The sequence below is a fragment of the Streptomyces sp. MZ04 genome, assembly GCF_004684775.1.
Classification (GTDB): Bacteria; Actinomycetota; Actinomycetes; order Streptomycetales; family Streptomycetaceae; genus Streptomyces.
The window spans coordinates 20,581-42,042 of sequence record NZ_SRIC01000004.1; the positions used below are offsets into that span (position 1 = coordinate 20,581).

General features: G+C 70.8%; 24 protein-coding genes and 1 pseudogene. 15 read left to right on the forward strand and 10 right to left on the reverse strand.

What is annotated here, in order from left to right; translation table 11 throughout:
* Positions 1 to 45 precede the first annotated feature (45 nt).
* A pseudogene (locus tag E2651_RS01925) lies at positions 46 to 1,323 on the forward strand (phosphoribosyltransferase family protein); the annotation flags it as partial.
* Positions 1,324 to 1,366: 43 nt separating this feature from the next.
* Here the strand turns inward: E2651_RS01925 and E2651_RS01930 are convergent.
* Complete coding sequence (locus tag E2651_RS01930) at positions 1,367 to 1,783, reverse strand: Fur family transcriptional regulator (protein ID WP_135329177.1); 417 nt, start codon at positions 1,781 to 1,783, stop codon at positions 1,367 to 1,369.
* A 418-nt stretch (positions 1,784 to 2,201) separates the two neighbouring features.
* Between E2651_RS01930 and katG the strand changes: the two genes are divergently transcribed.
* Both katG and E2651_RS01940 read left to right on the forward strand, forming a co-directional pair.
* Positions 2,202 to 4,436, forward strand: coding sequence for a catalase/peroxidase HPI (katG, locus tag E2651_RS01935; RefSeq protein WP_135329178.1), 2,235 nt, complete (start codon positions 2,202 to 2,204; stop codon positions 4,434 to 4,436).
* Positions 4,437 to 4,581: 145 nt separating this feature from the next.
* A complete protein-coding gene (locus E2651_RS01940; protein WP_135329179.1) occupies positions 4,582 to 5,421 on the forward strand; it encodes a thioesterase family protein in 840 nt (279 codons plus the stop codon).
* Between the two features lie 67 nt (positions 5,422 to 5,488).
* Here E2651_RS01940 and E2651_RS01945 read toward each other — a convergent pair whose 3' ends face one another.
* Positions 5,489 to 5,743, reverse strand: coding sequence for a hypothetical protein (locus E2651_RS01945; protein WP_135329180.1), 255 nt, complete (start codon positions 5,741 to 5,743; stop codon positions 5,489 to 5,491).
* A gap of 107 nt (positions 5,744 to 5,850) precedes the next feature.
* On the opposite strand from E2651_RS01945, the gene E2651_RS01950 reads away from it, so the two are divergent.
* Positions 5,851 to 6,447, forward strand: coding sequence for an ABC transporter permease (locus E2651_RS01950; protein WP_135329181.1), 597 nt, complete (start codon positions 5,851 to 5,853; stop codon positions 6,445 to 6,447).
* 123 nt (positions 6,448 to 6,570) lie between these two features.
* Positions 6,571 to 7,245 (forward strand): response regulator transcription factor, encoded by a 675-nt coding sequence (locus E2651_RS01955; protein WP_135329182.1) that lies wholly within the window; start codon positions 6,571 to 6,573, stop codon positions 7,243 to 7,245.
* Between the two features lie 37 nt (positions 7,246 to 7,282).
* Here E2651_RS01955 and E2651_RS01960 read toward each other — a convergent pair whose 3' ends face one another.
* Entirely contained in the window at positions 7,283 to 8,176 is an 894-nt protein-coding gene (locus E2651_RS01960; RefSeq protein ID WP_135329183.1) for an alpha/beta hydrolase, read from the reverse strand.
* A complete protein-coding gene (locus E2651_RS01965) occupies positions 8,173 to 8,730 on the reverse strand; it encodes a quercetin 2,3-dioxygenase (RefSeq protein WP_135329184.1) in 558 nt (185 codons plus the stop codon). The genes E2651_RS01960 and E2651_RS01965 overlap by 4 nt, the downstream gene beginning before the upstream one ends.
* A 214-nt stretch (positions 8,731 to 8,944) precedes the next feature.
* Between E2651_RS01965 and E2651_RS01970 the strand changes: the two genes are divergently transcribed.
* Positions 8,945 to 9,385: a MarR family transcriptional regulator gene (locus E2651_RS01970; protein WP_135329185.1), complete on the forward strand. Its 441-nt coding sequence runs from the start codon at positions 8,945 to 8,947 to the stop codon at positions 9,383 to 9,385.
* On the opposite strand, the gene cynR is transcribed toward E2651_RS01970, so the two are convergent.
* Positions 9,370 to 10,275, reverse strand: coding sequence for a transcriptional regulator CynR (gene cynR, locus E2651_RS01975; protein ID WP_135329186.1), 906 nt, complete (start codon positions 10,273 to 10,275; stop codon positions 9,370 to 9,372). The two genes, E2651_RS01970 and cynR, sit on opposite strands and share 16 nt — an antisense overlap.
* 160 nt (positions 10,276 to 10,435) lie before the next feature.
* On the opposite strand from cynR, the gene E2651_RS01980 reads away from it, so the two are divergent.
* A complete protein-coding gene (locus E2651_RS01980; RefSeq protein ID WP_135329187.1) occupies positions 10,436 to 11,038 on the forward strand; it encodes a carbonic anhydrase in 603 nt (200 codons plus the stop codon).
* Between the two features lie 66 nt (positions 11,039 to 11,104).
* Positions 11,105 to 11,575, forward strand: a complete 471-nt coding sequence (gene cynS / locus E2651_RS01985; protein ID WP_135329188.1) for a cyanase — start codon at positions 11,105 to 11,107, stop codon at positions 11,573 to 11,575.
* A 21-nt stretch (positions 11,576 to 11,596) separates the two neighbouring features.
* Here cynS and E2651_RS01990 read toward each other — a convergent pair whose 3' ends face one another.
* Both E2651_RS01990 and E2651_RS01995 read right to left on the reverse strand, forming a co-directional pair.
* Positions 11,597 to 12,253, reverse strand: a complete 657-nt coding sequence (locus E2651_RS01990) for a TetR/AcrR family transcriptional regulator (protein ID WP_245238505.1) — start codon at positions 12,251 to 12,253, stop codon at positions 11,597 to 11,599.
* 55 nt (positions 12,254 to 12,308) lie between these two features.
* Entirely contained in the window at positions 12,309 to 13,250 is a 942-nt protein-coding gene (locus E2651_RS01995; protein WP_135329190.1) for an alpha/beta hydrolase, read from the reverse strand.
* 116 nt (positions 13,251 to 13,366) lie between these two features.
* Between E2651_RS01995 and E2651_RS02000 the strand changes: the two genes are divergently transcribed.
* From E2651_RS02000 to E2651_RS02025, 6 genes are all read left to right on the forward strand, one after another.
* Positions 13,367 to 14,200 carry an enoyl-CoA hydratase-related protein gene (locus tag E2651_RS02000; RefSeq protein WP_135329191.1) on the forward strand — a complete coding sequence of 278 codons (834 nt, stop codon included), beginning with the start codon at positions 13,367 to 13,369 and terminating at the stop codon, positions 14,198 to 14,200.
* Between the two features lie 121 nt (positions 14,201 to 14,321).
* A complete protein-coding gene (locus E2651_RS02005) occupies positions 14,322 to 15,137 on the forward strand; it encodes an SDR family oxidoreductase (RefSeq protein WP_135329192.1) in 816 nt (271 codons plus the stop codon).
* A complete protein-coding gene (locus E2651_RS02010; RefSeq protein WP_135329193.1) occupies positions 15,134 to 15,772 on the forward strand; it encodes an HAD family phosphatase in 639 nt (212 codons plus the stop codon). The genes E2651_RS02005 and E2651_RS02010 overlap by 4 nt, the downstream gene beginning before the upstream one ends.
* A gap of 30 nt (positions 15,773 to 15,802) precedes the next feature.
* Positions 15,803 to 17,023 (forward strand): acyl-CoA dehydrogenase family protein, encoded by a 1,221-nt coding sequence (locus E2651_RS02015; RefSeq protein ID WP_135329194.1) that lies wholly within the window; start codon positions 15,803 to 15,805, stop codon positions 17,021 to 17,023.
* Positions 17,020 to 17,775, forward strand: a complete 756-nt coding sequence (locus E2651_RS02020; protein ID WP_135329195.1) for an SDR family oxidoreductase — start codon at positions 17,020 to 17,022, stop codon at positions 17,773 to 17,775. Before E2651_RS02015 ends, E2651_RS02020 begins: the two co-directional genes overlap by 4 nt.
* A gap of 168 nt (positions 17,776 to 17,943) precedes the next feature.
* Positions 17,944 to 19,308 carry an FAD-dependent oxidoreductase gene (locus E2651_RS02025; RefSeq protein ID WP_135329196.1) on the forward strand — a complete coding sequence of 455 codons (1,365 nt, stop codon included), beginning with the start codon at positions 17,944 to 17,946 and terminating at the stop codon, positions 19,306 to 19,308.
* A 42-nt stretch (positions 19,309 to 19,350) separates the two neighbouring features.
* Here the strand turns inward: E2651_RS02025 and E2651_RS02030 are convergent, their stop codons facing one another.
* The 3 genes from E2651_RS02030 to E2651_RS02040 form a co-directional block, all read right to left on the reverse strand.
* On the reverse strand, positions 19,351 to 19,641 hold the full coding sequence (locus E2651_RS02030) for a putative Ig domain-containing protein (protein ID WP_135329197.1): 291 nt from the start codon (positions 19,639 to 19,641) through the stop codon (positions 19,351 to 19,353).
* A gap of 223 nt (positions 19,642 to 19,864) precedes the next feature.
* Entirely contained in the window at positions 19,865 to 20,293 is a 429-nt protein-coding gene (locus E2651_RS02035) for a hypothetical protein (protein ID WP_135329198.1), read from the reverse strand.
* Between the two features lie 57 nt (positions 20,294 to 20,350).
* Positions 20,351 to 20,614 (reverse strand): hypothetical protein, encoded by a 264-nt coding sequence (locus E2651_RS02040; RefSeq protein ID WP_135329199.1) that lies wholly within the window; start codon positions 20,612 to 20,614, stop codon positions 20,351 to 20,353.
* Positions 20,615 to 20,696: 82 nt separating this feature from the next.
* Here E2651_RS02040 and E2651_RS02045 point away from each other — a divergent pair, with 82 nt between their 5' ends.
* Positions 20,697 to 21,440 carry a class I SAM-dependent methyltransferase gene (locus E2651_RS02045; protein ID WP_135329200.1) on the forward strand — a complete coding sequence of 248 codons (744 nt, stop codon included), beginning with the start codon at positions 20,697 to 20,699 and terminating at the stop codon, positions 21,438 to 21,440.
* The last annotated feature ends 22 nt before the right edge of the window (positions 21,441 to 21,462 follow it).

Below are 21,462 nucleotides of genomic sequence, written 5' to 3' on the forward strand. Positions count from 1 at the left end.
CCCTGCCGTCCCCTGAGCCGGGGCGAACGAGATGGGGCGAACACTGTGCTGTTCAGCGACCGTGTGGATGCCGGGCGCCGCCTTGCCGCGGCGGTGCGGGGCCTGGGCAAGGAGCGGCCGGTCGTCCTGGGCCTGCCCAGGGGCGGCGTGCCGGTGGCCTTCGAAGTGGCGCGGGCGCTCGGCGCCCCGCTCGATGTGATCGTGGTCCGCAAGCTCGGCGTCCCCTACCGGCCGGAACTGGGGTTCGGGGCGATCGGCGAGGGCGGCGTGCGGGTCATCAGCGACGAGATCGTGCGCCACTGCGGCATCCGGCCCGCGGACATCGAGGCGGTGGAGCGCGACGAGGAACAGGAGCTGCTGCGGCGGGCGCTGCGGTACCGCGAAGGGCGGCCTCGGACGGTGGTCGACGGCCGCACCGTGATCGTGGTGGACGACGGGATCGCGACCGGCGCCACGGCCGCAGCCGCGTGCCGGGTCGCACGGGCGCAGGGCGCGGCCCGCGTGGTGCTCGCCGTGCCGACTGCGCCGGCGGACACGCTGGGCCGGATGCGCGAGGTGGCGGACGAGGTGGTGTGCCTGGCCGCGCCGGACCTGTTCGGCTCCGTGGGCCAGTGGTACCGGGACTTCTCGCAGACCACCGACGAGGAAGTGATCGCATGCCTGGCGCGGTCCGCGGCCGCCGGCTCCGGACCCGTCGAGGTCGCTGCCGAGGTCGAGGTCGACGCGGGCGGGGTGGCGCTGGCCGGAGATCTCGCTCTGCCTCAGGGCGCCCGAGCGGTGGTGATGTTCGCCCACGGCTCCGGCAGCAGCCGGCACAGCCCGCGCAACCGGTCGGTGGCGTCGGCCCTGCGTGCGGCGGGCCTCGGCACGCTGCTCTTCGACCTGCTCACACCGGTCGAGGAGGCCGACCGCGCGAACGTCTTCGACATCGACACGCTGGCCGCGAGGCTGTCGGGGGCCACCCGCTGGCTGCGGGAGCGCGAATCCCTGGCGATCGGCTACTTCGGAGCGAGCACCGGTGCCGCTGCGGCGCTGCGGGCGGCCGCTGACGACGACGCCGACGACACGGCCGTCGGTGCCGTGGTGTCCCGGGGCGGACGGCCCGATCTGGCCGCGCCCCGCCTCGGCGACGTACACGCGCCGACCCTGCTGATCGTCGGCGGGCACGACACGATGGTGCTCGACCTCAACCGTGCAGCGCAGGCGGAACTGCGCTGCGAGAACCGGCTCGAGGTCGTCCCGGGGGCCACGCACCTCTTCGAGGAACCCGGAGCCCTGGACCAGGTCGCCGACCTCGCCAGGGACTGGTTCATCGGGCACCTCGCGTTACCCCGTACCCCAGAGCCCCGCCCGTGCGAGGAGTCGGTCAGGCCTGCGCACACTCGGGGCACAGCCCCCGATAGGTCACCTCGGCCTCGGACACACGGAAGCCGAACCGCTCGGAGGGCGGCAGCGCGGTCAGCGGGTCGCCGTCGGGGTGTACGTCGCGGATGGCGCCGCAGCCCGAGCAGACCAGGTGCTGGTGGGGATGGTGGGCGTTCGGGTCGTACCGCTTGGCGCGGCCGTCGGTGGCCACCTCGATCACCTCGCCGAGCGAGACGAGCTCACCGAGGGTGTTGTAGACGGTGGCGCGGGAGATCTCCGGCAGCCGGGCGGTGGCGCGCGCGAGCACCTCGTCCGCGGTGAAATGGACGTGTTCGCCGTCGAGCACCTCGGCGACCACCCGGCGCTGAGCGGTCATCCGCCAGCCCCGTCCGCGGAGCCGTTCGAGCAGGTCGCTCATGTCCACCAGCCTAACTTCGCATCGTCGAGCATCGTCCGACAAATGAATCCGTCCGGCGCCCTGTCTGTCGTATTGACTTGGACTTGGTCCATCGTAGGATCGGTTCCGGCCGACAGCCAAGGGACAGGGCAACAGCAGGGAAAGCGCGTGGCTTCAGCAGACGGGTCCGCTCGAAGCGGCATCCGGTGCCCCGCTCGCCGACGATCGGTACGGCGAGCGTGCGGAAGTCCTCGCCCAGAAGCCGTTCGAAGCCCGGGTTCTGCTGGAGAATCCTGCCCCTGTCGACCCCGAGCGCATCGTCCGTGTGCGCGCCGGTGCCCCGTCGGTGGCCACCCCGCCGTAACCGGCCCGTGCCCCGACCGGTTCACCACTCCGCAGTTCTTGAGCACTGTGATCCGCCCCGTCCGGAAGGATTCCCATGACTGAGAACCACGACCCGATCGTCACCGAAGACCCGCAGCCGGAAGGGGCAGGCGGTTGCCCGGTCGTGCACGGTCGCGCACCGCACCCGACCCAGGGCGGCGGAAACCGCCAGTGGTGGCCGGACCAGCTCAACCTGAAGATCCTCGCCAAGAACCCCGCCGTGGCGAACCCGCTGGGCGAAGAGTTCGACTACGCCGAGGCCTTCAACACCCTCGACCTGCCGACGGTGAAACGCGACATCGCCGAGGTGCTCACCACCTCCCAGGACTGGTGGCCCGCCGACTTCGGCAACTATGGCCCGCTGATGATCCGGATGGCCTGGCACAGTGCGGGCACCTACCGCATCAGCGACGGCCGCGGCGGCGCCGGGGCCGGTCAGCAGCGCTTCGCCCCCCTCAACAGCTGGCCGGACAACGCGAGCCTCGACAAGGCCCGCCGCCTGCTGTGGCCGGTCAAGAAGAAGTACGGCCAGAGCCTCTCCTGGGCCGACCTCATGATCCTCACCGGAAATGTGGCCCTGGAGGGGATGGGCTTCAAGACCTTCGGCTTCGGCGGCGGCCGCCCGGACGTCTGGGAGCCCGACGAGGACGTCTACTGGGGTCCCGAGACCACCTGGCTCGGCGACGAGCGCTACTCCGGCGACCGCGAGCTGGAGAAGCCCTTCGGCGCCGTCCAGATGGGCCTCATCTACGTCAACCCCGAGGGCCCCAACGGCAACCCGGACCCGATCGCCGCGGCCCGCGACGTCCGTGAGACGTTCCGCCGGATGGCCATGAACGACGAGGAGACCGTCGCGCTGATCGCGGGCGGCCACACCTTCGGCAAGACCCACGGCGCGGGCGACGCGGACAACGTCGGTCCCGACCCCGAGGCCGCCCCGATGGAGCAGCAGGGCATCGGCTGGAAGAGCACGAACGGCACCGGTGTGGGCGCCGACGCGATCACCAGCGGGCTCGAGGGCATCTGGACGAACACCCCGGTCACCTGGGACAACAGCTTCTTCGAGATCCTCTTCGGCTACGAGTGGGAGCTGTTCAAGAGCCCCGCGGGCGCCTACCAGTACCGGCCGAAGGACGGCGCCGGGGCGGGCACCGTCCCCGACGCCTTCGACGCGTCGAAGACGCACGCGCCGACGATGCTCACGACCGACCTCTCGCTCCGCCTCGACCCGGCCTACGAGCAGATCTCGCGGCGCTTCAAGGACAACCCCGAGGAGTTCGCCGACGCCTTCGCGCGCGCGTGGTTCAAGCTGACCCACCGCGACATGGGCCCCATCGTGCGCTACCTCGGCCCGGAGGTCCCGGCGGAGCAGCTCGTGTGGCAGGACCCGCTGCCCTCGGTCACGCACGAGCTCATCGACGCCGGGGACATCGCCGCCCTCAAGACGCAGGTCCTCGCATCGGACCTGACGGTGTCCCAGCTGGTGTCCACCGCGTGGGCTTCGGCCTCGTCCTTCCGCGGCAGCGACAAGCGCGGCGGCGCCAACGGCGCCCGCATCCGCCTCGAGCCGCAGAGCGGCTGGGAGGTCAACCAGCCCGACGAGCTGGCCACCGTGCTGCGCACCCTGGAAGGGATCAGGGAGTCCTTCAACTCGGCCCAGAGCGGCGGCAAGCAGGTCTCGCTGGCCGACCTGATCGTGCTCGCAGGTGCCGCCGGTGTCGAGCAGGCCGCCAAGGACGGCGGCGTCGACATCGAGGTCCCGTTCACGCCGGGCCGCGCGGACGCCGAGCAGGAGCAGACGGACGTGGAGTCCTTCTCCGCGCTCGAGCCGAGCGCCGACGGCTTCCGCAACTACATCGGCAAGGGCAACCGCCTCGGGGCCGAGTACCTGCTGCTCGACAAGGCGAACCTGCTGACCCTGAGCGCCCCCGAGCTGACGGTCCTCGTCGGTGGCCTGCGCGTCCTCGGCGCCAACCACCAGCAGTCGAAGCACGGCGTCCTCACCACCACCCCCGGGACGCTGACCAACGACTTCTTCGTCAACCTGCTCGACCTGGGCACGGAGTGGAAGTCGACGTCCGAGGCCCAGGACACGTTCGAGGGGCGCGACGCCGCCACGGGCGAGGTCAGGTGGACCGGTACGCGCGCCGACCTCGTCTTCGGCTCCAACTCCGAGCTGCGCGCGGTCGCGGAGGTCTACGCGAGCGATGACGCGAAGGGGAAGTTCGTGAAGGACTTCGTCAAGGCGTGGGACAAGGTCATGAACCTGGACCGGTTCGACCTGGTCTGAGGCGTCCGACGCGTCTGCGTCGCCTGGCGCGTCAGATGACGGCGTCCGGGCCGGCCCCCGTGGGTCGGCCCGGACGCCGTTTCTGCGCGCGGGCGGTGACAGGAGGCGCCGTACGATCACCGAAGGCACGACAGAGGGAGGCCAGTTGAACACCGGCGCACCGGTTCCGGACAGCTACTACGAGCGGATAGACGAGCACCGCTACAAGCCCACCGTCCACGCGAGCGGCGCCTGGGACCCCGACGAGCTGCACTTCAGTCCGCTCGGCGGCCTCGTGGTCCACGCCATCGAACGCCACTTGGCCGACAGGACCACCGACAGGACCACCGACAGGACCACCGACACCGGCCTGGTCATCGGCCGGATCAGCTTCGACATCCTGGGGCGCCTCGCGCTCGACGAGTGCGAGATCCAGGTGGAGACCGTCCGCCCCGGCCGCACCATCGAGCTGATCGAGGCCACCGTGCTGGTCGCCGACCGGGCGGTGGTCCGCGCCCGCGCCTGGCTGCTTGCCGCGCTCGACACGAGCGCCGTCGCGGGCGGTGCCCCGGCCCCGCTCGCCCCGCCCGACGAGGTCGCCCCGTGGGACATGGCCTCACTCTGGCCCGGCGGTTACATCGCTTCCGTCGAGGTCCGTCCGCTTGCCCCGCCGCAGCCGGGACGCACAACTGCCTGGATCTCCACGGCACTTGATCTCGTCGCGGGCGAGAGCGCGAGCCCGCTCGCGTCGTACGTGGGCCTCGTCGACACCGCGAACGGCATCGCCGTACGCCAGCCGCCCACCGCCTGGATGTACCCGAACGTCGACCTGACCCTGCATCTGTACCGGCAGCCCGAGGGCCGCTGGACCGGCCTCGACACCACCGTCGTCTTCGGCGGCACGGGCCACGGCGTCACGAGCACCGTCCTGCACGACGTCACCGGACCCGTCGGCTCGGCACACCAGATGCTGACCGTCAGACCACAGCCGACCGCGGGGGCGTGAGCGATGTCCGGCGGCGGCGCCTGATCGTGCTCGATGTGTCGGCGGCACTCGGGTTCGCACTGCTCCCTCAACTGGCCCCGCTGCGGGAAGCCTCGAGCGGTGAGGCGAGCGACACCGCCGTGTGGCTCCTTTCGCTGAGCGCCGCGCTGCCGGTCGCAGTCCGTCGGCTGTGGCCCGTGCCGGTCTTCGCGTTCGTGCTGCTCGCCGCCTGTGCGGCACTGCCGTTCGGACTCGGGCCGACCTCGTTCCTCGCCGCCGCGTACGCGCTGTACTCGGTGGCGGTGGAGTGGCGGCGGCAGCCGGGGCCGTCCGCGGTCGTCATCGGCGGGGTGTGCGCGGCGGGCGCCGCCCTGCTGACGCTGACGGGGGGCCGGGGCCACGAAGGCGGGAGTCCGGCGGTGCAGGCCGTGTTCGGACAGCGGCAGCGGCATGCTGCGCGACGGATTCACCGCCGAGCAGGCCGGCCTCGACGGCGTCCTCTACGGGCAGCTCGCTCTGCTCGTGTTCGGTGTGCTCGTCTTCAGCAGCGAATACGGGTCGGGGATGATGCGGGTCTCGCTGCTCGCCGTGCCCCGGCGCGGGCGGCTGTACGCGGCGAACATGGCCGTCACCGCAGCCGCCGCGCTGCTCGTCGCGATCCCGGTCACCGTCGTCGGCTACCTGGTCACCCAGCTCGCCCTGGGCCCCCACGGCACCTCGATCGGGGCGGAGGGCGTGCCCCGGGCCCTGGCGGGGGCGGCGCTGTATCTGACGCTGATGAGCCTGTTCGCCGCCGGTACGGCCGCGGCGGCCCGCAGCGCCGTCGTCCCCCTGGCCGTCCTGCTGCCGACGGTGCTCGCCGGGTCCCAGATCCTCTCCGTCATCGGGGCCACGGAGGAGGTGGCACGGTACTTCCCCGACCGGGCCGGCGCGCGGATGCTGACCGTCGACGCGAGCGACGCGTACACCGGGGGCGCGGTGCTGCTCGTCTGGACGGTGGCGGCGCTCGTGCTGGGTTATGTGCGCCACCGTCGGTGGGATGCGTGACCCCAGTACGGAGCACGCCCCAACACGGCGACGTACAGCCGCAGTTGAGAGGGGGCTCACAGGACCGCACTGCTAAAGTTGCCGAATCCAAAGCCCCGTTGAACAGCATGCGAGGAACGCGGGATGGCCGAGGCGATCCGAGTGCTGATCACGGACGATCAGGCGCTGCTGTGCGGCAGCTTCCGTGTGCTCATCGATGCCACGCCCGGGATGACGACCGTCGGCGAGGCGGCGGACGGCGCCTCAGCGGTGGAACTGGCCCGGCAACTCGCCCCGGACGTCGTCCTGATGGATCTCCGCATGCCGGTGATGGACGGGATCGCCGCCACGCGGCACATCTGCTCAGACGAGGCCCTGGCCGGGGTGCGGGTGCTCGCGCTCACGATGTTCGACATGGACGAGTACGTGTATCCGGCCCTCAGGGCGGGCGCGAGCGGATTCCTGCTGAAGGACGCCTCGCCCTCCGACCTGGTCGCCGGCATCCGTGTCGTGGCCACCGGCGAGGGCGTCCTGGCACCGACGGTCACCCGCCGCCTGATCGCGGACTTCTCGGGCCACGCCGAACCCGACCGGTCCGCACCCGGCCTCGTCGGACTCACCAAGCGGGAACAGGAGGTGCTCGTGCTGATCGCCAACGGCCTGTCGAATGCGGAGATCGGCGCACACCTGGTGATCAGCCTGCCGACGGTGAAGACCCATGTGAGCAGCCTCCTGGCCAAGTTGACCGCCCGCGACCGTGCGCAGCTCGTCATCATCGCGTACGAGAGCGGCCTGGCCGAGCGCGGGATGCCTGCCTGAGGACGCGCGTCCGTGCCGCGGCGTCGCCGGGCCGCCGTCAGTCCGTGACGCCGCGGGCGAAGGCGAGCGAGCGGTTGAAGATGTGCTCCGCCTGCGCCTCGGTCAGCCCGTACCAGACGTGGTCGGAGCCCGGGACCGTCCACAGTTCGACCCGTGCGCCCGCCTCCCGCAGGCGGTCCGCCAGGGCCTCGCTGTGGGTTCGGCTCACGAGGGAGTCGTCCTCGCCGTGGACGAGGAAGAGCGGCGGCGCTTCGGGGTGGACCTGGGCGAGCGGGCTTGCCGCGCGGGTGAGTTCGGGTACGGCGGCGGGGGTCGATCCGAGCAGGAGCGCTTCGGGGGAGGCGGGGTTCGACGGGTCGTAGCCGCCTCGGGCAGTGGTCAGGTCGCTCGGCGCGTACCAGATGACGCCGCCCGCCACCGGCGGTTCGGTGTGGGTGAGCGCGAGGAGGGAGGCGAGGTGTCCGCCCGCGGACTCGCCCCACACCACCGTCCGCCCGGTGTCGATGCCGAGCTCGTCGGAGCGCAGCGTGAGCCACCGCAGGGCGGCGCGCAGGTCGTCAAGCGGGGCGGGGAAGACGGCCTCGCCGCTGAGCCGGTAGTCGACGCAGGCGACCGCGAAGCCCGCCGCCGCGATGCGTGCGAAGGGACCGGGCGACCACGAACGCGTCTGCAGCCCCATGTCGTCGCGCCGACCCCGGCGCCAGGCCCCGCCGTGCACGAAGAGCACCAGCGGGGCGGGCGTGGGGGATTGCCCGGCCTTTTCGGGCAGCCACAGGTCCAGCTCCAGCGGTCGGCTGCCTTCGGGGATGTCGTAGGGGATCCCGCGCAGCACGCTGACGCCCGGCTCGCAGGGGGCGGCGGGTGGCAGTGCCGCGACGTCGGGGTGAGGTGCGCCGATCACCTGGAAGAGGCTGGGGCGGTCGGCCGTCACTGGGTGCTCCACTGGTGGTCGGGCAGGAAACGCACATCGTACTGCTGGGGCACGGAGGCGAATTGGGGCGGGGCGGGGACGAGCGGCTCGTGCGGCAGCCCGAGCTGTTCGGCGGGCGCGCCGAGGGTCTCGAAGAAGCGCTCGAAGGTGCCGCCGGGCCCGGCGGCGACACCGACGACCTGGCTGTGGTGGCGCTCCATGCGGTAGGCGTGCGGGCAGTTCTTCGGTACGAAGCCGAAGTCGCCAGGGGTGAGGAGCTTCTCCTGCTGGTGGCCCTCGGTGTCCTCGACGAAGAGCCGGACCGCGCCCTGGGTGACGTAGAAGACCTCGTAGGTGTCGCGGTGCAGATGGGCCGGGATGATGTCGCCCTTGGGGCCTTCGCAGGTGAAGAAGTTGAAGGTGTTCTCGGTCTGCTCGCCGCCCGCGTAGATGGTGATCAGGTCACCGAACAGGTGGGCGCGGTCTCCCTCGCCCTTCTCGATGACGTAGGGCTTGCCGGGGTCCGCCGGGATGCGTGAGGCGCTTCGGTAGCGGGTGGCGTACTCGATGGTCATGAGCTCTCCGGGGTTGCTCGGGTGCGCGGTGGGCCGGTGATGAATGTCAGGTAGCCTGACATGGAGGGTCGTCGATGGGCAAGGCCGCCGGTCGTAGACTCCGTCCCGCCCCTGCCTGTCCGGCCTGCGGATACGCCGCTTCTCCGAGGGCCTGATGACTTCCGCGAGGTCCTGATGACTCCTGCGGGGACCTGACGACTGCCACGAGGACCCGATGACTTCCACCCGCAGCAACCTTCCGCAACTCCTGGGCGCGGCCCGGCGCTGGTTCGAGGACGCGCTGCTCGCGGCTCTGGAGGAGGAGGGGGCGACGCCTGTGTCCCCGACTCAGGCCCAGCTCTTTTCCGTGCTGGACGAGGAGGGCACCACGGTCTCCGAGCTCGCCCGGCGCATGGGTGTCACCCGGCAGACCGCGCACCAGGCCGTGCACGGACTGGTATCCGCCGGGCTCCTGGAGCAGGCCCCCGATCCCGCGTCGGCCCGCCGCCGGCTGATCCGGCGCACCCCGGAGGGCGAGCGCGTGCACGGCAGGGCGGAGCGGATTCTCGACGGGCTCGAGGATCAACTCGCCGAGCGGATCGGCCGGTCGGCGGTCGTGGCGCTGCGGGCGGCGCTCGAAGCGCCCTGGGGGCGGCCGCCTCAGGCGGGGGCGTAGGCGCGGGCGGCGACGAGCCGCTCGGTGACGCGGGTGAAGGCGCGGGACGCGGCGCTGCGGTAGGCGCTGTCGCGGTGCAGGAGCGTGACGGTCCTGGCGGGCAGGGGAGGATCCAGCGGGACCGGGGTCAGATGGGGGTGGTCGTGCGTGACGGCGTCGGGCAGCACGGTGGCCAGGTCGGTGCGCCGGACGATCTCGGTGAGCGCCTGGATGGAGTTGGCCTCCACCGCGATGCGCGGCCGCACCCCGTGCGCGGTGAAGTAGCCGTCGATATGGGTGCGGGTGGCGAAGTCGCCGCTGAGGAGCGCGAGTTGGCGCTCCGTCAATTCGCCGATGGGTAGGGGCACTTCACGCTCGGTGCCGGGGTGCTGGGCGCCGACGACCAGGCCGAGGGTCTCGGTGAACAGGGCGGTGGCGGCGATGCCGGGTGCGTGCGGGCCGTGGAAGGCGATGCCGAGGTCGATCTTGTCGGCGAGGAGCCCGGCCTCGATGCGTTCCTGCGTCATCTCCTTGACGTCCAGCGTGATGCCGGGGTGGTGGTCGTGGAACTCCGCGGCCAGGGGGCCGACGAGGTAGGCGGTGAACGTCGGGGTGATCGCCAGGCGGAGATGTCCGCGGGAGAGATCGGCGACGTCCAGAACGGCGCGCTCGGCCGTGGCGAGGTCCCGCAGGGCCCTGCGGGCGTAATGGGCGTAGGTCTCGCCCGCGTCGGTGAGCCGGACGGTCCGTCCGGTGCGGTCGAGGAGCTGAGTGCCCACGGTTCGCTCGAGCTGCTTGATCTGCTGGGACAGCGTCGGCTGGGACACCCGTAGCTCCTCGGCGGCACGGGTGAAGTTGGCGTGCTCGGCGACGGCGAGCAGATAGCGCAGATGACGGAGCTCCGGAGCCATGCCCTCAAGCATAGACGGAGCTATAGATGGCATCGATAGAAGTCATGGATATTGCGTATTGGACGCTATAAGTGCAGGTCGTGCATGGTGGATCTCGCCGCCCCACGAACGGGCAGCGAGGAGCCGCCCCACACAGCGGGCAGCCAGGAAGGGAGTGACCATGCCAGACCTCACCGAGGGCGTCACGCGATTCCGGCGGGATGTCTATCCGGCCAAGGCGGAGCTCTTCGCCGCGCTGGCCGCGACCCACCGGCCGACGGCGCTGTTCATCAGCTGCTCCGACGCCCGGGTGGTGCCGGAGCTGATCACCCAGAGCGAGCCGGGTGAGCTGTTCGTGATCCGCACCGCCGGCAACCTCGTCCCCGCCCACACCCCCGGCTCGGACGGCGTGGCGGCCAGCATCGAGTACGCCGTCGCCGTCCTCGGCGTCACCGCGATCGTGGTGTGCGGGCACTCCGCCTGCGGCGCGATGACCGCGCTCGCCGAGAACCACGACCTGACCGCCGCCCCCGCGATCGCCGACTGGCTGCGGCACGCGGACGCCTCACGGGCCCGCGTCACCGCGGAGACCGGCGAGCGGAAGGTGGACGCCCTGGTGCGCGAGAACGTACGCGCCCAGCTGGCGAATCTGGCCACCCACCCCTCGGTGGCCCGAGCCCTGGCCGCGCAGACGCTCACTCTGCATGGCTGGGTCTACGACATCCCCACCGGCACCGTCGAGGAACTCGACGCCACCGGCCGCACGGCCACGCTCGTGGCCTGAACCAGAAGAACCAGAAGAACCCGCCGCCCATCCGGCGCGGCCCCCTCCCGAAAGGAAGCCCTCCCCATGGTGCACGCCCAGTTCGACCCCACCGCCCGCCAGACCCTGGCCACGACCGCCGTCGAGGCCAAGCTCCGCAAGGACCTGTCCTGGCAGCAGATCGCCGACGCCGCCGGTTTCTCGGTCGCCTTCGTCACCGCCGCCGTGCTCGGCCAGCACGCCCTGCCCGAGCAGCCGGCGAAGGCCGTCGCCGAACTCCTCGGCCTGGACGACGACGCCGCGCTGCTCCTCCAGACCATCCCGACCCGCGGCTCGATCGAGGGCGGCATCCCCACCGACCCGACGATCTACCGCTTCTACGAGATGCTCCAGGTCTACGGCACGACGCTGAAGGCCCTGGTCCACGAGGAGTTCGGCGACGGCATCATCAGCGCGATCAACTTCAAGCTGGACGTCAAGAAGGTAGCCGACCCCGAGGGCGGCGAGCGCGCCGTCATCACCCTGGACGGCAAGTACCTGCCGACCAAGCCCTTCTGAGGCGACCGCCGCCGCCCCCGGTCATGCCTCCGGTTCGGCGTCCTTCAGCTGGAGTCCGTTCTCCCAGATCTTGTTGAGCGTCGTGACGAGCCGCTCGAACGGGATGCGCTGGCCGAGCACGAACACCATGTAGGCCATGCGGCTCACCATGACCGACAAGGCGTGCGCCGTCACCAGCGGATCCAGGCTGGTGTCGGCCTCGCCGTTCTCCTGCAGCGCGCTGATCAGCTTGGCGTTGCGGCGGGCGAAGGCGTTGCCGCGCTCGATGCGCAGCGCCATGAACTGCTCGTCGATCTGGGCGACTTGCTCGAACAGCGCCATCAGGCGGGCGTTTTTCTTGTACGCGCGCAGATACTCGCGGTTCGAGGCGTCGATGAGCTCGCGGGTGTCGGTGATGCCGGTGCGCTCGCGCAGGTGCGGGTGGAGCATCTCCTCCTGCACTTGCTCGACGAGCGCCTGGAAGATCTCTTCCTTGCTGTTGAAGTAGGTGTAGAACGACCCGGCTGCGACATGGGCCGTCTTGGAGATGTCCGTGATCCGGGCGTCCAGATACCCGTCACGCTCGAAGACCTCACGGGCGGCCGCGATCAGGGCGTTGCGCGTCCTGACACCTCGTGGGCTGCGCGGTGTGATCGGTTGCTTCTGGCCGCCGTCTGCGGCCGGGGCCTGGGCAGCCAATGTGATCCATCCACTGTCGTTCGAACACATGCATAACCGGTGGCTGCGGATGCTATCAGCCGAGGCCGGCGAGGAACTCGAGCAGCGCGGCGTTGACCTCGTCGGCGCGCTCCTGCTGGATCCAGTGCCCCGCCCCGTCCAGGACGACGTGCCCGCGCAGATCGGTGAGGACACGGTCGAGGCCGTGCGCGGGCATGAACTTCCCCACGGGGTCCTTCGAGCCGGTGATGAACAGCGACGGCTGTGCGATGAGCCGGCCGTCCAGATGCTCCGTGAGCGCCCAGGTGCGGTCCAGGTTGCGGTAGTAGTTGAGGCCGCCGGTGAACCCCGTCTCCTCGAACGTCTTGACGTAGTACGCGAGCTCCTCGTCGCTCAGCCACGGGGGAGGCGGCAGCTGCTCATCGGGCCGTGCGGCCCAGGCGGCGGAGTAGATCTCCCTCGTGACGAGGGTCCTGCGTACGTTCTGGCTCAGGGCCCGGTCGGCGACGCCCGGCTCCTGGAACCACACGATGTAGAAGTCGTCGCCGAGACGCGAGCGCAGGATCGGCAGCGGCGGGGCAGGGGCGCGCGGCGTCACCGGCACGCTCATCCCCACCACCGCGCGAACGCGCTCCGGGTACGCCGATGCCATCTGCCAGACGACGATGGAACCCCAGTCGTGCCCCACGAAGACCGCGTCGTCCGCCCCGATGTCGTCCAGGAGCCCGGCGAGGTCGGCGCAGAGGGTCAGCGCGTCGTACGCGTCGACGTCCTCCGGCCGTGAACTGCCCCCGTATCCCCGCATGTCGGGGACCAGGACGCGGTATCCCGCCGCCGCGAGCGCGCGGACCTGGTGCCGCCAGGAGAACGCCAGCTCCGGAAAGCCGTGGCACAGCACCACCGGAGGCTTCCCCGGGCTGCCGTCGCCGTGCTCGAAGACCCGGAGCGTGATGCCGTTGGTCGCGACATCCCTCGCCGCGATGCTCTCCCACTCGATGATCGGCATGTGTGTCGTCATGTGCAGAACTCCCGCTGGTGAGGGGCGTGTTCAAAGTATTGAACTTGACGTTGGGTTCAAATATACAGGGCGGGCCACGACGCGGAGCGCGAAGCGTTCAAAAGGAGGCCACGACAGTGAGTGCCACGACAGCGAGTGGAGGCAGCCGGACGCCGCAGCGGGAGACGGTGCTCGCCCAGCGGTGCGGACCCGTGCTCGTACTGACGCTGAACCGCCCGGAGCGGCTGAACGCCTGGAACGACGAACTGGAAACCCGCTGCTTCACCCTGCTCGCCGAGGCGGACGCCGACCCCGAGGTGCGCGCGACCGTCCTGACCGGAGCGGGCCGGGGCTTCTGCGCCGGAGCGGACATGGACGACCTGCGGCAGGTCGGCGCGGCGACGGACCTGACCGAGGGGGATGTGCCGAAGCGGGAGCGCCCCCGCTGGTTCCCGCTGACCCTGCGCAAACCGCTGATCGCGGCGATCAACGGGGCGGCGGCGGGCCTCGGTCTCGTCCAGGCCCTGTACTGCGACATCCGCCTGAGCACGCCGGACGCCAAGCTCACCACGGCGTTCGCGCGGCGCGGCCTGATCGCCGAGTACGGCATCGCCTGGCTGCTGCCCCGGCTCGTCGGGCCCGGCCGGGCCATGGACCTGCTGCTGTCCGGGCGCGTGGTGCGTGGTTCCGAGGCCTACGAGATGGGTCTGGTCAACAGGGTCGTCGAGCCGGAGCGGCTGCTCGATACGGCGGTCGACTACGCCACGGAGCTGGCCACCTGGTGCTCGCCCGCGTCGATGAGCGTCATGAAGCGGCAGGTCCTGCAGGCGCTCGACACCGACTTCGCCACGGCCGTCGGCGCGGCGGACGCCCTCATGCTGGAGGCCTTCCGGCATCCCGACGCCACCGAGGGCGTCACCAGCTATCTCGAGCGCCGAGCACCCGCGTTCCGCCCCCTCGACCCCAAATGACGCGGGGAAGGCCCCCGCATGAGCCTGCGCGGCAGCCATTGAAGTTGACATCGGATTCAACTACGGTGAGAGCGAGCCAAGGCAGATTCGGGCCACTTCGTTCTACCGAGTGGGAGAGTTCGTGCAGATCAACGGGAGAGTCGCGATCGTCACGGGCGCGGCGGGCGGCATCGGCGCCGCCATCGCGCAACGCCTCCTCGAGCGTGACGCTCGGGGCGTCCTGCTGACCGACCTCGACGGAGGTCGGCTCGACGCGACGGTGAAGCGGCTCGCCGGCGCCCACGGCGACGAGCGGGTGTTCGGTGAGGCGGCGGACGCCGCGTCGACGGCGGACCTGGAGCGGCTGATCGCGGTGGCCGACGAGCGCTTCGGTCCTGTCGACCTGTACTTCGCCAATGCCGGAGTCGGCGGCGGGCCGGGCCTCGACGCGAGCGAGGCGGAATGGAACCGGGCGCTCGACGTCAACGTGATGGCGCACGTGCGCGCCGCGAAACTCCTCGTACCCGGCTGGGTGGAGCGTGGCAGCGGCTACTTCTTCAGTACCGCGTCGGCCGCGGGCCTGCTCACGCAGATCGGCTCGGCGACGTACGCCGTCAGCAAGCACGGCGCGGTCGCGTTCGCCGAGTGGCTCTCGGTGACGTACGGGAACGAAGGCGTACGGGTGAGCTGTCTGTGCCCGCAGGGTGTCGAGACCGAGCTGCTCAGGGCGGGCACGCGGTCGGACGATCCCGTCGAACGGGCCGCGGCCCAGGCCGTGTTGGACGCCGGAGAGGTGCTTTCGCCCCTCGATGTCGCCGATCGCGTGACGGAGGCGATCGGGGACGAGCGGTTCCTCGTGCTTCCGCATCCGCAGGTGCTCGACTTCTTCCGGCACAAGGGCAGCGACTACGACCGGTGGCTGCGCGGCATGCGGCGCTACCAGGAGACGGTGCGATGAGCGAGGAACGTACCCGCAGCGCCGTCCTGTTCGACTTCGGCGGCGTGCTCACCAGCAGCGTGGTCGCCGCCTTCGAGGAACTGAGCGCGGAACTCGGCGGTGAGCGGCGGCTGTTGCTGCGCCTCCTGTCGAAGGACGAGGAGAGCAGCGCGCTCCTTGTGGCGCACGAGGAAGGGCGCATCGGGGAGCGGGAGTTCGAGGACGGGTTCGCCGAGCGGCTGCGGGCGCACGGCGTGCCGGCCGTGGGCGAGGGGCTGGTGGGCCGGATGCAGGCGCAACTGCGCCCGGACCTGGACATGATCGCCCTCGTGGCGAAGGTGCGGGCCGACGGACACCGCGTCGGCCTGCTCTCCAACTCCCTGGGCGACAACTGCTACGCGGGCTTCGACCTGCCCGCCATGTTCGACGCGGTGACCGTGTCCGGCGAGATCGGTGTGCGCAAGCCGTCGCGGCGCGCCTACGCCATCGCGTGCGAGCGCCTCGGCGCACGCCCGGAGGACACCGTGATGGTCGACGACCTGGAACAGAACATCACCGCGGCGCACCGCATCGGCATCGCCGGCGTCGTGCACCGCGACGCCGCCACGACGGCCGCCGCACTCGCGCGGCTCCTCGCGCCGTCGGCCGGCCAATGACACCGTGAGCATCTGACCGTTGGAGGATTCGTGTTCGACCTTTCCGACCGTGCCAAGGAGTACCAGGACAAGCTGCTCGCCTTCATGGACGAGCACATCTACCCCGCCGAGGCCGTCTACGAGGCGCAGATGGCCGAGTCCGGCGATCCGCACTTCCAGCCCCCGGTCATCGAGGAGCTGAAGACCGAGGCGAAGAAGCAAGGCCTGTGGAACCTCTTCCACCCGCACCCCGAATGGGGTCCAGGACTGAACAACCTGGAGTACGCGCCGCTCGCCGAGATCATGGGCCGCAGCGCCCACCTGGCGCCCGAGGCCACCAACTGCAACGCCCCGGACACCGGCAACATGGAGGTCCTCACCCTCTTCGGCACCGAGGAGCACAAGGAGAAGTGGCTCAAGCCGCTGCTCGCCGGTGAGATCGCCTCCGCGTTCGCGATGACCGAGCCCGCGGTCGCCAGCTCCGACGCCCGCAACATCGAGATGCGGATGGAGCGCGACGGCGACGAGTACGTCCTCAACGGCCGCAAATGGTGGACCTCCAACGCCCTGCACCAGAACTGCAAGGTCCTGATCGTGATGGGCAAGACCGACCCGGAAGGACCGAGCCACCGCCAGCAGAGCATGATGGTCGTGCCCATCGACGCCCCTGGCGTCACCGTCCTGCGCGGTCTTCCGGTCTTCGGCTACCAGGACCGCGAGGGCCACGCCGAGGTGCTCTTCGAGAACGTACGCGTCCCGGTCACGGCGCTGCTCGCGGGCGAGGGCGACGGCTTCATGATCAGCCAGGCGCGGCTCGGCCCCGGCCGCATCCACCACTGCATGCGCTCGATCGGCATGGCCGAGCGCGCCCTCGACCTGATGATCGACCGCGCGCAGTCGCGTACGACGTTCGGAGCGCCGCTCGCCGACCGGGCCAACATCCAGGACTGGATCGCCGAGGCCCGCATCGAGATCGACATGGCGCGGCTCCTCACCCTCAAGGCCGCGTACCTGATGGACACGGTCGGCAACAAGCAGGCCCGCACGGAGATCGCCGCGATCAAGGTCGCCGCGCCCGAGGTCGCCCTGAAGGTCGTCGACCGCGCCATCCAGGTGCACGGCGGCGGGGGAGTCTCCGACGACTTCCCGCTGGCCAGCATGTACGCCCATCTGCGCACCCTGCGCCTGGCGGACGGGCCCGACGAGGTGCACAAGCGCACCATCGCGGTGCGGGAACTGCGCCGCCGCGAGAACGAGCGGACCGCGCGGTGAGCCGCCCGCTCGACGGCAAGGTGGCCGTCGTCACCGGCGCGTCGCGAGGCATCGGCCTCGCGGCCGCCGCGGCCCTGCGCGACCAGGGCGCGCAGGTCGTCGTGACCTCGCGCAGCGAGGAGCGCGCCAAGGAGGCGGCGGCCGAACTCGGCGAGGGCGTCGTCGGGTTCGGCGCGCACGCCACCGACGAGGACGCCGCCCGCGCCTGCGTCGACTTCGTCATCGGGACGTACGGGCGGCTCGACATCCTCGTCAACAACGCCGGTACGAACCCGGCGTACGGCCCGGTCATCGACCAGGACCACGGCCGCTTCATCAAGACGATGGACGTCAATCTGTGGGCGCCGATCCTGTGGACGTCGCTCGCGGTGAAGGCGTGGATGGGCGAGCACGGCGGATCGGTCGTCAACACCGCCTCGATCGGCGGCTATTCGGTCGCCGCCGACTTCGGTATCTACCACGTGTCGAAGGCCGCGCTCATCCATCTGACCAAGCAACTCGCCCTCGAACTCGCCCCGAAGGTCCGCGTGAACGCCATCGCGCCCGGCGTCGTACGGACCAAGCTGGCCGAGGCGCTGTGGCAGGAGCACGAGGCGAAGGTCGCCGAAGCGACGCCGCTCGGCCGGATCGGTGAGCCGGAGGACATCGGCGAGGCGATCGCGTTCCTCGCCGGGGGAGCGGGCGCACGGTGGATCACCGGTGAGACGCTGATCGTGGACGGGGGACAGCTTCTCGGCCCCGGAGCCGTGTGAGAGGGGGTCCGCCCGGCGCCGGGCGGACCCCCGCACCATGGCATCAGTGACACTTGGGCAACCCATAAGGCCGCCTTATGAGGTCATAAAGCCAACCCGATTACTAACTTAGGCTTGCCTTAGTTTAGGCTTCCCGTCGAGTCACCCAACGCTCGAAGGGACCTGAACATGCCTCGCCCTCTGCGGGTAGCCATAGTCGGAGCCGGCCCGGCCGGGATCTATGCTGCCGACGCGCTGCTGAAATCCGCAGTGGCTGCCGACCCCGGTGTGTCCATCGACATCTTCGAGCGGATGCCGGCCCCCTTCGGCCTGATCCGCTACGGCGTAGCCCCTGACCACCCGCGCATCAAGGGCATCATCACGGCCCTGCACCAGGTGCTCGACAAGCCGCAGATCCGCCTCTTCGGCAACGTCGACTACCCGCGCGACATCAACCTCGACGACCTGCGCAGCTTCTACGACGGGGTGATCTTCTCCACCGGCGCGACCGCCGACCGCGCCCTCGACATACCCGGCATCGACCTCGACGGTTCCCACGGCGCCGCGGACTTCGTCTCCTGGTACGACGGCCACCCGGACGTGCCGCGGACCTGGCCGCTGGAGGCCGAGAAGGTCGCCGTCCTCGGCGTCGGCAACGTGGCGCTCGACGTGGCGCGCATCCTCGCCAAGACCGCGGACGAGCTCCTGCCCACCGAGATCCCGGCCAACGTCCACGAGGGCCTCAAGGCCAACAAGGCCCTGGAGGTCCACGTCTTCGGGCGCCGCGGCCCCGCGCAGGCGAAGTTCAGCCCCATGGAGCTGCGGGAGCTGGACCACTCCCCGAACATCGAGGTCATCGTCGACCCCGAGGACATCGACTACGACGACGGCTCGATCGCCACCCGGCGCGGCAACAAGCAGGCCGACATGGTCGCCAAGACCCTCGAGAACTGGGCCATCCGCGACACCGGCGACCGCCCGCACAAACTGTTCCTGCACTTCTTCGAGTCGCCCACCGAGATCCTCGGCGACGACGGCAAGGTCGTCGGCCTGCGCACCGAGCGCACCGCCCTCGACGGCACCGGCAACGTCAAGGGCACCGGCGAGTTCAAGGACTGGGACCTCGGCGCCGTCTACCGCGCCGTCGGCTACCTCTCCGACGAGCTGCCCAAGCTGCCCTGGGACGTCGCGTCGGGCACCGTGCCCGACAAGGGCGGCCGGGTCATCGAGGAGACCGGGGAGCACCTCCGGTCGACGTACGTCACCGGCTGGATCCGACGCGGCCCCGTGGGTCTCATCGGCCACACCAAGGGCGACGCCAACGAGACGGTCGCCAGCCTCCTCGACGACCACGCGAACGACCGTCTGCACACCCCCGCCTCGCCCGACCCGGAGGCCGTGGACGCGTTCCTCGGCGAGCGGGACGTCCGGTTCACCACCTGGGACGGCTGGCACCGGCTCGACGCCGCCGAGAAGGCGCTGGGCGAGCCCCAGGGCCGTGAGCGCGTGAAGATCGTCGAGCGCGAGGACATGCTGGACGCGAGCGGCGCGTAGTACGGATCTGCCCCTGGCCGACTTCGGCCAGGGGCAGCCGTGTCACCGGGCCGGCGTCAACGGGCGCACAGTGATCGTGTAGGTCGCCCGTGCGTCCGGCAGCCCGTCCGTGTTCCGGGCCGTGACCGTGCACTCGGCCTTCGTCTCGTCCTCCGGGACTCCGGTGATGCCCCCGGTGTCCTTGTTGAGGCGCGGGCCCTTGGGCAGGGCGCCGCCGGTCACCTCGTACCGCACGGTCGCCGGGGTGTTCGTGGTCACCCTGGTCTCGTAGAGGTCGCCGTCGTGCGGGGCGGGCAGCGGGGCGGTGCCGAGCTTCGGTTCGGGGGCGACCACCTGCTGGGCCGCGCCGATCGGTCGGCCCGCGGCGTCCAGTTCTTGGAGCGACCACTCCCTGCCGGGCTTGACCGCGGTGGTCCCACTGCTTGATCGCGTCGAGGACCCGGAGGCTGTTGTCGCCGCCCGCGGTGAGGCTGCTCAGCGACGACTGGACGAACTCGTCGCCGACGCGCAGCAGCCGGTTGTGGACACCGTCGGCCAGCAGTTCGCCCGAGTCCAGCTACAGCGTGCTGTCACCGGCGGCGAGTGGCCGGGGCAGCTCGGCGCGGCCGCCCAGGGCGAGGCGGTCGTCGGCGGGGGCCCTCACATAGGCGTCGTCGGTGCTGATGAAGTCGGAGATGGTGTGCACCCCGAGGCGGATGCCGTTCTCCTCGGCGGTCTTGCCGTTCTGCGTCGGGTAGGGCAGGGACTCGCCCCGCGCGATGCCCGAGAGTACGGTCGGGGTCAGCTCGGGAGAGGCGCCGAAGAGGGCGACCTTGGAGCCGGTGATCTTGCCGCTGTCGCCGGGCAGGGGACCGGCCGGGATGCGGTAGCCGCCGAGGTTACTGCGCAGGCGCTCCTTCGTGTAGTCGTAGGTGAAGGCCCGCAGGACCGAACCCCACGGTGTCCTGCCCGCGACACTCCACTCCTCGTGCGGGGCGACCTGCAACTCGGAAGGGTTCTCCGCGACTTCGGCCTCCCAGCCGTAGTCCTGGTACTCCTGCGGTCAGGCGCCCTCGGCGCGGTCGGTCAGCGGCCGCAGGCCGATGGTGAAGTCGTCGTCGCGCACCACGCCGACCGTCTCGCCGATCGTCTTGGTGATGCTGGTGGCCAGCGGCCCCCACAGCAGCGTCTGTACGTCCGCTCCGGCCTGGGGGACGAGGCGGCGGCCCACGGCGCGGTACGCCTCGCGCTCGACCGGGTGGAAGGGGAACTCTTCGGGGTCGCGGGCTGATCCGGCGGGAACTACCCGGGCCCCGCAGCCGACCAATGGTCCGCAAGTCCCCTACGTACACGGTCTTCGGCCGTGGCGTGCGGGCCGGACAGGACCACTGGATCGAGGTTGCCGCAGCATGCACTGGTACGAGGACGACGGATTCTGGTCGGACTTCTCCGAGACGATGTTCTCCGAGCGGCGGCGCGCGGAGACGGCGGACGTCGTCGCCCACTCCCCACTGCTCGAATTCCCGGCGCACAGCCGGGTGCTCGACCTGTGCTGCGGTCCTGGCCTGTACCTCGTGCCACTGGCGGGCCGCGGCTACACGGTGACGGGTGTCGACCTCAGCGCCGAGATGCTGAAGCGGGCCCGAACCGTCTGCGAGACGGCTGCTCCCGAAGTGCGGCTGGTGCGGGCGGACATGCTCACCCACGTGGAGCCCGCTTCGTACGACGTGGTGCTCAACGTCTTCACCTCGTTCGGCTACTTCGACGACCCGCAGGACAACTTCCGGGTGCTGACCAACGCCCGTGACTCACTGGTGCCGGGTGGACAGCTGCTGATCGACGTCATGGGCAAAGAGGTGCTCGCGGGCTGGATCGGGCGCCCCCAGCTGGTCGAGCTCGACGGCGCGTACGTGGTGCAGCGCGACACCGTCCTGGACGACTGGACCCGGCTGCGCACCGACTGGACGCTCGTACGCGACGGCATCGCGAGGGAGGCGTCGATCACCTCCTTCGTCTACAGCGCGGCGGAGCTGCGCGCCCTGTTCGAGGCGGCGGGCTTCACCGATGTGGAGTGCTTCGGCGGCTTCGACGGCGAGCCCTACGACCAGCACGCGCGGCGCCTGATCGTGCGCGGAACCAAGCCCCGACGCTGACCGGCGGTTCACCGTCAGCCGG